Raw genomic sequence first — 12237 nt, forward strand, 5'->3', positions numbered from 1 at the left:
CCGTTGGACCCTCGCGAAAACAAGGCCCTTTGCGATTCACCGCAAAACCGCGAACCGCCTGCGGCGATTGGCCGACAGAATGTCGGCGCTCCCAGGCGCTCAACACCGGGAGCGCCGGCGGCCGGCGCGATGATCAAGGCCCGCGTGAGGAATTTGCTAGGGTGGCGGGGCCGGCAGTCTCGGCGCTGTCGAAGGCGAGGTAACCCGTCGCGGCCGGGGGCCGCTCCTACCGGTAGGAGCGGCCCCCGGCCGCGACGACTGCCCGCAGTGACCTAGATGACCTTGGAGAAGCCGATCGGTCCGGACTTGTTGGCCAGATAGGCGTCGAAGGCCATGCAGATGTTGCGCACCAATAGGCGGCCGCGCGGCAGGATGCGAATGGTCCCGTCACCGACCTCCAGCAGGCCATCGCTCACCATGACCTCCAGACGGCTCAACGCGTCGGCGAAATAGTCGGCGAACACGATGTCCCAGGCGGCCTCGACGGCCGGCATGGAGAGCTGGAAGTTGCAGATCAGCCGGGTGATGACATCGCGGCGGATCAGGTCGTCGCGGTTCAATTCCAGCCCGCGGAAGACCGGCAGACGGCCCGCATCGATATCGGCGTAATACTCATCCAATTCACGCCGGTTCTGCCCATAGGTGTTGTCCACCTTGCCGATGGACGTAACCCCGAGCCCGATCAGATCGCAATCGGCATGGGTCGAGTAGCCCTGGAAGTTGCGGTACAGGGTGCCGGCGCGCTGCGCCAGGGTCAGCTCGTCGTCCGGACGGGCAAAGTGGTCCATGCCGATATAGACATAGCCGGCCTCACCCAAGCGGGCGATGGTGCTCTGGAGGATTTCGAGTTTGACCTCGGGCGCCGGCAGTTCCGCCTCGTTGATACGCCGCTGGGGCTTGAAGCGCGACGGCAGATGGGCGTAATTGAAGACCGAGACGCGGTCTGGGGTCAGCTCGATAATCCGGTCGAGCGTGCTCAGGAAGCTCGCGGCGGTCTGCAATGGCAGACCATAGATCAGGTCGAGACTGATCGAGCGGAAGCCCTCGGCGCGCGCCGCATCCAGGACCTCCAGGGTCTGCGCCTCGGTCTGGATACGGTTGACCGCCGCCTGGACGCGGGGGTCGAAGTCCTGCACACCCAGGCTCATGCGGTTGAAGCCGATACGCCGTAGCAGGGCCACGGTGGCCGCGTCCGCCTCGCGGGGGTCGATCTCAATGGAAAACTCACCGGTGGCATCGTCCGCCAGGGTGAAGTGCCGACGGGTCTGATCCATCAGCCCCTGCATCTGGTCGTGGCTCAGGAAGGTCGGGGTACCGCCACCCCAGTGGAGCTGCTCGACCACCCGATGGCGGTCGAAGAGCGCCGACTGCATCTCGATCTCACGGTGCAGCCGCTCCAGATAGGGCGGGGCGAGACTGCGGTCCTTGGTGGCGATCTTGTTGCAGGCGCAGTAAAAGCACACCGTGTCACAGAACGGCAGGTGGAAATACAGCGACAGGGGCCGGCCACTTAAGTTGCTGCGCGCGCAGGCCGCGGCATAGGCCGCCGGGTCGAAACGCTCGTCGAACTCCACCGCCGTCGGGTAGGAGGTGTAACGGGGGCCGCTCTGGTCATAGCGGCGGATCAGGCCCAGGTCAAAGGAGATACCCTGTTCCATCAATTCTACCCTCAGGTGTCGGGAATGGTTGCGAGGCCCGCGCACCGGGCGGCCCAGGCATCGTCGCTCACGCCGGCGAGAGCGCGTCGGCGCGCCTCATGAAATGGCGTGAGCGTGGTGTGAAATGCGGCGCGGCGACACGCCGGTCTAAGGCCCATCGGTTCAGGCCCCCTCAAACTCCCCCTGGTGCTGCACGAGTTGCTCGCGGGTCAACAGCAGCACGCCCTCCCCGCCGCGCTCGAACTCGATCCAGGTCCAGGGTACCAGCGGCAGGCGCTGTTCCAGCTCGCGCGCTGAGTTTCCGACCTCCAGGATCAGGATGCCCGACTCGGTGAGATGCCGCGCCGCCTCCAGCAGGATGAGCAGGACCAGGTCCAGCCCGTCATCCCCGCCGTGCAGGCCGAGTTGCGGCTCACGATGATACTCAGGAGGCAAGGCGGCAAACTCCGCCGCGGAGACATAGGGCGGATTGGAGACGATCACGTCATAGCGCTGACCGGCCAGGGCATCGAACAGGTTCGACTCCAGCACCCGCACCCGATCCTCAACCCCGTGGTGGGCCACGTTACGGCGGGCGACCGCCAAGGCCGCGGGCGAGATATCCACCAGATCGACGTCGGCATCCGGCAGAAAGAGCGCCGCCGCAATCCCGATGCAGCCGCTGCCGGTACACAGATCCAAGACTCGCCCGATCCGCTCGCCGTCGATCCAGGGCTCGAACCCCGCCTCGACCAGTTCGGCGATCGGTGAGCGGGGGACCAGGACCTGATCGTCGACGTCGAAGCGCAACCCGGCAAACCAGGCGCGCCCGATCAGATAGGCCGTCGGGACGCGCTCGGTTACCCGTCGCTCAATCAGGTCCGTGACCGCCACGCGCTCGGCGGGGGTCAGACGGCACCCCCGGAAGCTGACGGGCAGCCCGGGGTCCAGGTCCAGACCACCCAGCACGAGCGCGGCCGCCTCGTCGAGCGCGTTATCCGTCCCGTGACCGAACCAGAGTCCGGCCCGGTTGAACCGCGTGGCTCCCCAGCGGATGTAGTCCTGAATAGTAATCAACCCGTCAGGCTGTTCGGCCATCGCGATGCATTTCCCGGATCAGTGCGGTTACCCCGGCCGGACGGCCGGACCCGCGGCGCCCGCGGGAAGCGCGTAAGGATATCACCGCAGCGCCGCGGACACCCGCGCGAGTGCGATGCCGGCCACCGGGCACCGGGCCGCTCAGGCAGCGCGGCGCTTCTCCTCCGCCTCGGCCGTCATCGCCTCGTGACGGGCCTTGGCGCGCTCCACGCGCCCGCGCTCGACCATGTTCGCCAGGGTGATGCCGCTCAGGAAGTTGAAAATCTCATCGCTCAACTGGTCCCACAGCTGATGGGTGAGGCACGGCTGCCCGCCCCGGCAGTTCTCACGGCCGCTGCAGCGGGTGAACTCCACCCACTCGTCGACCGCGCAGATGATGTCGGCGATGGAGATCTCGTTGGCCGGTCGCCCGAGATAGTAGCCGCCGCCGGGCCCGCGGACCCCGCGCACCAACTGTTTGTGGCGCAACGCCGCGAAGAGCTGCTCCAGATAGGACAGCGAAATCCCTTGCGTAACGGAAATATCCGCCAGGGTTACCGGGCCTTCACCACCCTGTAGGGCCAGATCGAGCATGGCGGTCACCGCGTATCTACCTTTAGTCGAAAGTCTCATCGTTGTTTACCTGTCAGGTGTGGGTACAGCCCCGTGGGGCGGGGCGGGGAGGCGACTCTGAGTAAAGTAGTCAACGAAATCCGAATTTCAATGCCCCGCAAGTGTAAATCACGCATCGGCCCGATTCCTAGCGCAACCGGAATGGGGTACCGACGATGCCTGCCCCAGAGGCGCAGGCGCGAAAAAAGGCCGACTGGTCCGGAGCACCGGCAGAGACCCAGGGCCGCAGCCGATGAGCGACGGCAAACTCGACCGCCTGACCCAACAGTTGACGCCCCAGCCCCAGCCGCCGCCACGCCGGGTCCACAAAGACGCTTACATGCGCATTGCGGGGCCCCTCAACGAAGGGCGCGAACCAGCGTGCCAGGCTCCAGCCCACGATCTCATCCCCGTCCCAGGCCAGGAAGCACTGGGCATACTCCGGATGCTCCCGCAAGACCGCCAGCATGTGGGACTGCCTGTCCCCGGTGGTCAGCTCGCGCAAGCGCTGCGACTCCGATCGGCCGATGCCCCGCAACGGCTTGGATTCAAATCGGATGGCGGACTGATCGGTCATGGGCGTCCGGCCGGCGTTGCGGGCGGTCGATCCTTACTTCGCCCACATATTTTGCCATAGTTATTGTCCGAGTGCCCAAATTGCCGCGTCCCCCATGAGGGCAGCCCCGGAGGCTCAGGCGCCCCGCCCGAGTCGCACCAACGGGTCCTGACGGTAGAACGCCCGCAACTGCGCATAGACCGCTGGATATTCCGCGTGCAGCACGCGCGGGGTCTCAAAAAAGGCCTCGCTGGCCACCGCGAAGAACTCCCCCGGGGACTCGGCGCCGTAGGGGTCGAGCGGGGTCTGCGCCCCCGCGTCCACCCGTCGCCCCAGGTCAGCGAACGCCGCTGAGAGGTCGCGCGTCCAAGCCGCCCCCGACATGTCGCCATGCATCGGGGGGCGACCATTGGGGCGGCCGTTAAGCATATCAAGCTTGTGGGCGAGTTCATGCACGACGACGTTGTAGCCGTCCAACCTACACCCCGCCGCCACGTCCGCCCAGGACAGGATCACCGGCCCCCGCTCCCAGGCCTCCCCGCCCTTGACCTGATCGTCCACCTGGACCAGGCCGTCGGCGTCGGTATACTCATGGGCGGGAATGAAGGCGGCCGGGTAGAGGATCACCGAATACCAGCCGCGATACCAGTCGAGCCCCAGCCCCAGGATCGGCAGACCGGCCAGCAAGGCGATGGTCAGACGCATCTGCGCGGTCAGTACCAGCCCTTGCGCCGGCTCGATCCGTTTATCCCGCAAAAACAGCACGGCCAGCTCGGCCAAGCGGATCGACTGAGCCGGGTTGAGCCCGGCGAGCAGCGGGAGCGACCCCCAGGCCGCATCCCAGTCGGCCTGGGCATAGCGCCGCCGCTCCCGCGCCAAGACCCGGGAGCGCCACCAAGCGCTCAGGCGACCCATGTACGCCAAGCGCAATAATTCGGTTGAAAAGCATTTTCCGACATATACACTGTCCCACTCAAGATTCCATACCAGCCGCCAACCATGCAGCGCACCCAGCTTACCCTGGCCGTCGTCGCCCTCGCCGCCGTCCTGGCCTGGCTCCTGTGGTCGCGCCCGCCGCCCCCGCAGCCTGTGCGCCAGAGCCAGCCACAGCAAACCCTGGCGCTCGCCGCCCCGCCCACCGGCGGCGATTTCCGGCTCGACTCTGCGGCCGAAACGCTAGCGCTTACGCAACTGCGCGGCAAGGTCGTACTGCTCTATTTCGGCTACACCTCATGCCCGGACATCTGCCCCACCAATCTGGCCTTCATCGCCGCCGCACTCAAGGGACTCACCCCGGCGGAACTCGCCCGCGTCCAGGTCTGGTTCATCAGCGTCGATCCGGAGCGCGACACCCCCGCGCGGCTCGCCACTTACGCCGCCTGGTTCCACCCCAACATCCGCGGTGTCACCGGCACCCCCGAACAAATTGCGGCGGCCGCGCGCCTGTATGGGGCGGCCTATCGGCGCGTCGCGGAACCCGACTCGGCGATGGGCTATCTCGTCGACCATTCGGCCTCCACCTATCTGGTCGATCCGCAAGGCCGGCTGGCGCAGACCCTGGATCACGCCACGCCCCCCGACACCATCGCCGCGGCCATCCGTCACCTGCTCGGCGCGCCTCAATCCCAATAAGAGCAGTTAAGCCGCCAATGAACGCAAAGAAACGCAAAATAGAACAGTGGGTTATTGGTTTTCCTCGAGCAAGCTCGGCGCACCCGCCGGGTGAACTGTCCGCTTTGGCGAACAACGGATAACCTATTGTATTTATTTGCGTTCGTTTGCGTTCATTTGCGGCTAAACACGCTTTCTAGGCCGATCTGGCCGCCATCCACTACCCACGAGGAGCACACTGCCATGTCCAGTTCCCGCGTCCGTTGCCTGTTCGCTGCCGGCCTGTTCGCCCTGGCCCCCACCGTTTGGGCCGCCGACCCAGTGGCCGTCAGCGACCCCTATGCCCGTGCGGTCCCGCCCGGCCAGCCCAACAGCGCCGTGTTCATGACCCTCACCAACCAGTCGGACCAGGCCCGCGCCCTGGTCGCGGCCACCAGCCCGGCGGCCAAGACCGTTGAATTACACACCCACACCAACGACGGCGGCGTGATGCGCATGCGCCGGATCGAGCGCATCGAGGTCCCCGCGGGCGGCAGCGTACAACTGAAGCCGGGCGGCCTGCATGTGATGCTGATCGGGCTCACCGGCGACCTGACGCCCGGCGGCCAGGTCGCGCTCGGGCTGACATTCGACGACGGCAGCCAGCTCCAGGTGCAGGCGCCGGTGCGCACGGTCGCGACCGCGCCCGCGGCCCACTGAAATCCGCCAGTCGCTCACGCCAAGGCGCCAAGCTCGCCAAGAAATCAATAGGGTAGACCAAATCACCGGATCACTCGCCGGATGAATCCCGCGGCGCAGATAACGCGCTGAAAAACCTTGGCGAGCCTGGCGCCTTGGCCTGACACAGCAGTACACTAGCAGGCTGTCGGACTTAGTGATGCAACCGATTGAATGCAAAGAGTTTCCTCTTTTGCGCCAAAAAGTCGTTTTCCTGTTTAATCAATCGGTTACGCCATCAAGTCCGACAGGCTGCTAGGAGGCATTTTTTTGGCGGATAAATTGACCTGCATGAATGCTCTCTGATATATATCCGCAGTTTTTCGATCCTCAGATGATCGCGCCCAGGCGCGGTCGCGAACAACCTAGGCGGGCATTGGCAATGAAGAACAACTGGCTCAAGACGATTTCGGCGGTGGTCCTGGTAGCGGGCGGGGTGTCGGGCACGGTCGCGGCAAACACCGCCGCCAAGGCGACGGCGCCGGTCGGCGACGCCAAGGCGGGCGAGGAGAAGGCGGGCACCATCTGCATCGCCTGTCACGGGCCGCTGGGCAACAGCGTCAACCCGGTATGGCCCAAGCTGGCTGGCCAGCACCCGGAGTACATTTATAAGCAACTGATGGACTTCAAGTCCGGTGCCCGGCAGAACGTCCTGATGACGACCCAGGCCGCCGCGCTCACCGATCAAGATGTGCTCAATGCCGCCGCCTATTTCTCCCAGCAGAAACAGGACGGTGGCGCCGCCGATCCCACCCTGGCCAAACAGGGCGAGGTCCTCTACCGGGGCGGCAACCCGGAGACCGGCGTGCCGGCCTGTAGCGGCTGCCACGGCCCCGCCGGCCTGGGCGCCGGGCTGGCCAAGTTCCCCCGCATCTCCGGCCAACACGCCGACTATGTCTCGCAAACCCTGGGCATGTTCCGCAGCGGCACCCGGGCCAACGACCCCAATGGCATGATGCGCGGGGTCGCCGCCCGCCTGACCGATCAGGAAATCGCCGCGGTGGCCCAGTACGTGCAGGGACTCGGCCAATAGCCCGTAGCAGAGCCGCGCGGCAGGGACCAGGCAGGCCCGAGGCTGCCTGGCCATGATCCGGGCCATTGGCCGCGGGCCTGGCCGGTGTTAACCCGCGACCCGCCCCGGGCACCGGCCGCCATGCAGCAACTCAAACTGCTCAGCTACAACGTGCAGGGCGGGATCTTCTCGCGCAAGTACAGCGACTATGTGACCAACAGTTGGAAGCATGTGCTGCCCCACCCGGAGCGGCTGGTCAACCTGACCCGGATCGCCCAACTGATCGCGCAGTTCGACGTGGTCGGCGTCCAGGAGGTGGATGCCGGCAGTCTGCGTAGCGCCAATGTCGACCAGATCCAGTATCTAGCCCGCCAGGGGGCGTTCCCCTATTGGTATCGTCAGGTCAATCGCGACCTGGGACCCTTCGCCCAGCACAGTAACGGCATCTTGAGCCGACTGCGACCCGGCCCGGTGACGGAGCACAAACTCCCCGGGCTGCCCGGGCGCGGCGCCGTGGTGGCCGAGTTCCCGCTCGCCGACGGCGGCAATCTGGCCATCGGCATCGTCCATCTGGCGCTGGGCTGGCGTGCGCGCAAGCGCCAACTGGATTACCTGGCCACCCTGGCGGAGACGCATCCACTGCTAGTTTTAATGGGCGATTTCAACTGCGGCAGCGATTCGCGCAGCCTGCGCACCATGGTCCGCCGCACCGGCATGCAAGGGCTCAACCCGACCCTGAAGACCTTCCCGAGCTGGCGCCCGCGCCACAACCTCGATCACATCCTGATCTCAGCACCGCTGCGCATCTTAAGCGCCCATGTGATCGACTATCCACTCTCCGACCACCTCCCACTCAGCATGACCCTGGGACTGCCTCCGGGGCGGTCCTTCGCGGAACCGGCGCAATTGCGCGGACAGGCGTTCAGCAGCTGACGGTAACACTGACCTTACCCCGGAAAAACGCATTTGGCACGCCAAGGCGCCAAGCTCGCCAAGGTTCTTCAGTGCGTTATCGGAGGTCACCGAGTCACTTGGACGATAATCTGGTGACTTCGCCCACCCGATTGTGTTTCTTGGCGAGCTTGGCGCCTTGGCGTGAGCCATTGCTCGCGCTGGGTTAAGACGACTCATCCGGCTCGAAACCGCGCAGGCGCAGGCTGTTGGTGACCACGAACAGGCTGGAGACGCTCATGGCCGCGGCCGCGATCATTGGATTCAGGAGCCAGCCGGTCAGCGGGTAGAAAACCCCGGCAGCCAGTGGGATGAGTGCCACGTTGTAGGCATAGGCCCAGAAAAAATTCAGCCGAATGGTGCCCAGTGTCCGCCGCGACAGGGCGATCGCCACGGCGACGGCGGTGAGGTCGCCGCTCATCAGGACCACCTCGCCCGCTGCCACCGCGATCTCGGTCCCGGTGCCCATGGCGATCCCCACATCCGCCTGGGCCAGCGCCGGGGCATCGTTGATGCCGTCGCCGACGAAGGCAACCCGCTGCCCTGCGGCCTGCAAGCGCCGCACCTCCGCGGCCTTGTCGTCCGGCAGGACCTCGGCCACCACCCGCTCGATCCCCACCTGCCGGGCGACCGCCTCGGCGGTGCGCCGACCGTCCCCGGTCAGCATCGTCACGGTCAGCCCCAGCCCTTGCAGGCGCTCGACCGCCGCCCGACTGCTCGGCTTGATGGGGTCCGCCACCGCCAGCACCGCCAGCAGTTGCCCATCGACCGCGAGATAGACGGGCGACTTCCCATCCGCCGCCAGGCGCGCGACCGGCGCATCCGCCGCGCTAACTGAGACCCCCAGTCGATCCATGAAGCGCGCGGCGCCGATGGCGACCCGCCGACCCTCGATCAGCGCCTGGATGCCGAACCCGGGCACCGCCGCAAGCTCTGTGGCCGCCGCGAGCGTGAGCCCCCGCTCCCGCGCCGCCGTCACGATGGCGGCGCCGATCGGGTGCTCGCTGTGTTGCTCGCCAGCGGCGGCCAGGGCCAACGCCGCCTCATCCGTGCAGCCGAAGGCGTGCAGGTCGGTCAGCGCCGGTCGCCCGGCGGTCAGGGTGCCGGTCTTGTCCAGCACCACCTGGTCCACCCGCGCCAGGTTCTCCAGGGCGGCACCGCGCCGAAAGAGGATGCCCAGGGCGGCGCCGCGCCCGGTGCCGACCAGGATGGCGGTCGGGGTGGCGAGCCCCATGGCGCAGGGACAGGCGATCAGCAACACCGAGACCGCGGCCACGAAGGCAAAGCTCAGTGCGGGCGCCGGACCCAGCCACAACCAGCCCAGGAAGGTCGCCAGGGCGGCCGCCATGACCAGGGGGACGAAGACCGCCGCGATGCGGTCCGCCACGCGCTGGATCGGCAGCTTGCCGGCCTGGGCGTCCTCCACCAGGCGCACGATCTGCGCCAGCACCATGTCTGCCCCCACGCGGGTGGCACGGTAGCGAAAGGCCCCGGTCTGATTCACTGTCGCGCCCACCACCGCATCCCCGGGGCCCTTGCGCACCGGCAGCGGCTCACCGCTGATCATCGACTCATCGACATGGCTACCCCCCTCCGTGACGGTCCCATCCACCGGGATGCGCTCACCGGGCCGCACCGCGATCAGGTCCCCGGGCCGCACCGCCGCCGCCGCCATCTCCACCTCGCCCTCCGGGCGCACCACCCGCGCCCGCTGCGGTTGCAAGCGCACCAGGCGGCGGATCGCCTCCGAGGTGCGGCCCTTGGCCAGGGCCTCCAGATAGCGCCCCAGCAGGATCAGGGTGACGATGACCGCCGCCGCCTCGAAATAGAGGTTCGCGGTGCCCGCCGGGAAGCGCTCGGGCAGCGTCAAGGCGGCGAGCGAGTAGAGATACGCCGCCGCGCTGCCGATCATCACCAGGCTGTTCATGCCCGGGGCGAGGTGGCGCAGCTCCGCCCAGCCGGAGCGCAGGAAGCGCCGCCCCGCCCACAGCAGGACCGGGGTGGTCAGCAGGCACTGGACCCAACCCCAGAGCGGCCCGGACAATGACCGGCCATGCGGCCCCAGGCCGTGCAGGAGCATCGGCCCCATGCTGATCAGCAACAGCGGCAGTGTAAAAACGGCGGCAAAGCGCAGGTCCAACCGCAGCCCGGCGAGCGCCTGCGCCTGCCGTTTTTGGGTCTGGTCCTCCTGGGACTCCAGCGGCTCTTGTAGGAGCGGCCCCCGGCCGCGATCGGACTGCGCCACCGCGGGTTCTGGCTCCACCGGTTCATACCCCGCCTGGCGGATCGCCTCGGCGATTTGCTCGCGGCCCACCAGGTCCGGCTCATACTGGACGTCCGCCGCCTCGGTGCTCAGATTGACCGAGGCCGCCGTCACCCCCGGCAGGGCCGCAATGACCCGCTCCACCCGCCCCACGCAGGAGGCACAGGTCATGCCATTGACGCCGATTCGGATCGTTTGGTTCATCTGGGTGTCCTGGTGATGGGTGGTCTACTCGTTATTGGGGGTACCACCGACGATTCCAGTCCACGGCCGCCTAACGGCCATGGCGCCCGCACCACCCCGAAAGGTGAACGTGGCGGGCGCCTTGGCCGTTCCCCCACCCCGCCCGCCCCCAATAGGGGAGGAAAAATTGGAGCGCGCTCCCGGCGCGACGTTCAGTTTAGAGGTCCTGGGCCAGCCGCAGCCCGAGATAGACAGAGCGGAAGTCGGGATCGCGCCGCAGCCGGTTCGACACCCGGATACCCCAGGGGTAACTGTTCCAGGAGCCGCCGCGCAATACCCGGCCCACGCCGACACAGGCGTCGTGCCACTCCGAGCCGTCGGCCGGGGCGCCCACATAGCTGTCATGCCAGCCGTCCTGCACCCACTCCCAGACATTGCCGGCGGTGTCATAAAGCCCGAAGGGGTTGGGGCTGAATGAGCCGACCGGGGCGGTCTGCCGGTTGTCCCAGCGGCTGCCGCCACCGGCACAGTTGGCGTTGCCCTGACCGATCGCATTTCCCCACCAGTAGCGGGTATCGGCGCCGGCCCGGGCGGCATATTCCCACTCGGCCTCGGTCGGCAGGCGAAAGGGCCGTCCGGTCTGCTGCGAGAGCCAAAGGCAATAGGCCACCGCGTCATCCCAAGAGACGCCGATCGCCGGCCGGCGCTCGCGGCCCCAGCCGCGATCGTCAGGCCGCTCACGCCCGGTATCAGCACAGAAAAGGTCGTATTCGTCGCAAGTGACCGGGTAGCGCCCCATGGCGAAGGGACGCGCGATCAGCACCCGGTGCCTGGGCTTCTCGTTGGCAGCGGCGTCCTGATCGCTGTCCGGTGCCCCCATGAGGAAGGAGCCGGGCGGGATCGCGACCATCTCAGCGAGAACGGCCTCAGCGAGAACGGCGGCGTCGGCACAGTTGCATGAATCTCCCATCGGGTTGCTCCTTGGGCTGAGGTTGCGCGATGGCCCAACGGTGTGGGTACACATCCCGGGTGACGGGCCCCGCCTGGCCCTGGTCGAGCGTGGCGCTGCGGTCCTGCCGAGCGTGCGCACGCTTACCCCCCTGGGACGCCTTGGCCGAGCGGCCTCCGCACTGGCCCGGCGCCGACCGACTGGGCGAGTGGAAATATGCACAATCCCTTTGCCCCTGGCAAGTGCGCGTCCGGGCTCGCCGCGCTCCAGGCGAGCGACGGGCGTGGTAGACATAGTGCGATCTTTACCAAAAAAAGATATTTGATTCAACGTCATTATCAAGCGCGGCACTCAGCCACGCGGCTGCTTCGACGCTCGCGGGCTGGCATGACAACAGTTGCCCTCCAGCCAGATGACCCATGAGCTAAGGCACCTGTAGTGCATTTGGCTTATGTTCTTCCTGGCCCCTGACCTGGACAGGGCCGCCCCTGACTGCCAATACTTTGCTCGCCCCAACAGCGGCCCCCAGCCCCTCTGTGCCAATGTAGGTGAGACAGCACCCCCCGGTTAAATTACTGTAGGGCGGTCTGAAGGAGATCACCGATGGCAACGCATGTGAAACACGTTCTGGTCGACGCGCTGGGGGAGGAAACGCAGGGAGCCCGTAGG

The 12237-nt window shown here is 66.8% G+C and carries 11 protein-coding genes; 4 read left to right on the forward strand and 7 right to left on the reverse strand.

Features of this window, described 5'->3' with window-relative positions; all coding sequences use genetic code 11:
- Positions 1-272: 272 nt before the first annotated feature.
- From hemN to QZX93_RS25185, 5 genes are all read right to left on the reverse strand, one after another.
- Complete coding sequence (gene hemN / locus QZX93_RS25165; RefSeq protein WP_295386017.1) at positions 273-1658, reverse strand: oxygen-independent coproporphyrinogen III oxidase; 1386 nt, start codon at positions 1656-1658, stop codon at positions 273-275.
- A gap of 162 nt (positions 1659-1820) precedes the next feature.
- Positions 1821-2735: a 50S ribosomal protein L3 N(5)-glutamine methyltransferase gene (gene prmB / locus QZX93_RS25170; protein ID WP_295386019.1), complete on the reverse strand. Its 915-nt coding sequence runs from the start codon at positions 2733-2735 to the stop codon at positions 1821-1823.
- A gap of 141 nt (positions 2736-2876) precedes the next feature.
- Positions 2877-3347 carry an Rrf2 family transcriptional regulator gene (locus QZX93_RS25175; RefSeq protein WP_295386021.1) on the reverse strand — a complete coding sequence of 157 codons (471 nt, stop codon included), beginning with the start codon at positions 3345-3347 and terminating at the stop codon, positions 2877-2879.
- 127 nt (positions 3348-3474) lie between these two features.
- On the reverse strand, positions 3475-3903 hold the full coding sequence (locus QZX93_RS25180; RefSeq protein WP_295386023.1) for a GNAT family N-acetyltransferase: 429 nt from the start codon (positions 3901-3903) through the stop codon (positions 3475-3477).
- Between the two features lie 114 nt (positions 3904-4017).
- Positions 4018-4797, reverse strand: coding sequence for a M90 family metallopeptidase (locus QZX93_RS25185; RefSeq protein WP_295386025.1), 780 nt, complete (start codon positions 4795-4797; stop codon positions 4018-4020).
- Positions 4798-4881: 84 nt separating this feature from the next.
- On the opposite strand from QZX93_RS25185, the gene QZX93_RS25190 reads away from it, so the two are divergent.
- From QZX93_RS25190 to QZX93_RS25205, 4 genes are all read left to right on the forward strand, one after another.
- The gene (locus QZX93_RS25190) at positions 4882-5514 is read left to right on the forward strand and encodes an SCO family protein (protein WP_295386027.1); all 633 of its coding nucleotides are present in this window, start codon (positions 4882-4884) and stop codon (positions 5512-5514) included.
- Between the two features lie 222 nt (positions 5515-5736).
- Positions 5737-6192 carry a copper chaperone PCu(A)C gene (locus QZX93_RS25195; protein WP_295386029.1) on the forward strand — a complete coding sequence of 152 codons (456 nt, stop codon included), beginning with the start codon at positions 5737-5739 and terminating at the stop codon, positions 6190-6192.
- A gap of 400 nt (positions 6193-6592) precedes the next feature.
- Positions 6593-7243 carry a c-type cytochrome gene (locus tag QZX93_RS25200; protein WP_295386031.1) on the forward strand — a complete coding sequence of 217 codons (651 nt, stop codon included), beginning with the start codon at positions 6593-6595 and terminating at the stop codon, positions 7241-7243.
- Between the two features lie 120 nt (positions 7244-7363).
- Positions 7364-8155: an endonuclease/exonuclease/phosphatase family protein gene (locus tag QZX93_RS25205; protein WP_295386033.1), complete on the forward strand. Its 792-nt coding sequence runs from the start codon at positions 7364-7366 to the stop codon at positions 8153-8155.
- Positions 8156-8339: 184 nt separating this feature from the next.
- Here QZX93_RS25205 and QZX93_RS25210 read toward each other — a convergent pair whose 3' ends face one another.
- The gene (locus QZX93_RS25210) at positions 8340-10640 is read right to left on the reverse strand and encodes a heavy metal translocating P-type ATPase (protein ID WP_295386035.1); all 2301 of its coding nucleotides are present in this window, start codon (positions 10638-10640) and stop codon (positions 8340-8342) included.
- A gap of 196 nt (positions 10641-10836) precedes the next feature.
- Entirely contained in the window at positions 10837-11589 is a 753-nt protein-coding gene (locus QZX93_RS25215; protein WP_295386036.1) for a formylglycine-generating enzyme family protein, read from the reverse strand.
- Positions 11590-12237 lie beyond the last annotated feature (648 nt).

This window comes from uncultured Thiodictyon sp., assembly GCF_903946935.1.
GTDB lineage: Bacteria > Pseudomonadota > Gammaproteobacteria > Chromatiales > Chromatiaceae > Thiodictyon.

Bases quoted from the DNA above. Each gene is read 5' to 3' on its own strand.
- hemN (WP_295386017.1), bottom strand. From the start codon at position 1,658: ATGGAACAGGGTATCTCCTTTGACCTGGGCCTGATCCGCCGCTATGAC.
- prmB (WP_295386019.1), bottom strand. From the start codon at position 2,735: ATGGCCGAACAGCCTGACGGGTTGATTACTATTCAGGACTACATCCGC.
- QZX93_RS25175 (WP_295386021.1), bottom strand. From the start codon at position 3,347: ATGAGACTTTCGACTAAAGGTAGATACGCGGTGACCGCCATGCTCGAT.
- QZX93_RS25180 (WP_295386023.1), bottom strand. From the start codon at position 3,903: ATGACCGATCAGTCCGCCATCCGATTTGAATCCAAGCCGTTGCGGGGC.
- QZX93_RS25185 (WP_295386025.1), bottom strand. From the start codon at position 4,797: ATGGGTCGCCTGAGCGCTTGGTGGCGCTCCCGGGTCTTGGCGCGGGAG.
- QZX93_RS25190 (WP_295386027.1), top strand. From the start codon at position 4,882: ATGCAGCGCACCCAGCTTACCCTGGCCGTCGTCGCCCTCGCCGCCGTC.
- QZX93_RS25195 (WP_295386029.1), top strand. From the start codon at position 5,737: ATGTCCAGTTCCCGCGTCCGTTGCCTGTTCGCTGCCGGCCTGTTCGCC.
- QZX93_RS25200 (WP_295386031.1), top strand. From the start codon at position 6,593: ATGAAGAACAACTGGCTCAAGACGATTTCGGCGGTGGTCCTGGTAGCG.
- QZX93_RS25205 (WP_295386033.1), top strand. From the start codon at position 7,364: ATGCAGCAACTCAAACTGCTCAGCTACAACGTGCAGGGCGGGATCTTC.
- QZX93_RS25210 (WP_295386035.1), bottom strand. From the start codon at position 10,640: ATGAACCAAACGATCCGAATCGGCGTCAATGGCATGACCTGTGCCTCC.
- QZX93_RS25215 (WP_295386036.1), bottom strand. From the start codon at position 11,589: ATGGGAGATTCATGCAACTGTGCCGACGCCGCCGTTCTCGCTGAGGCC.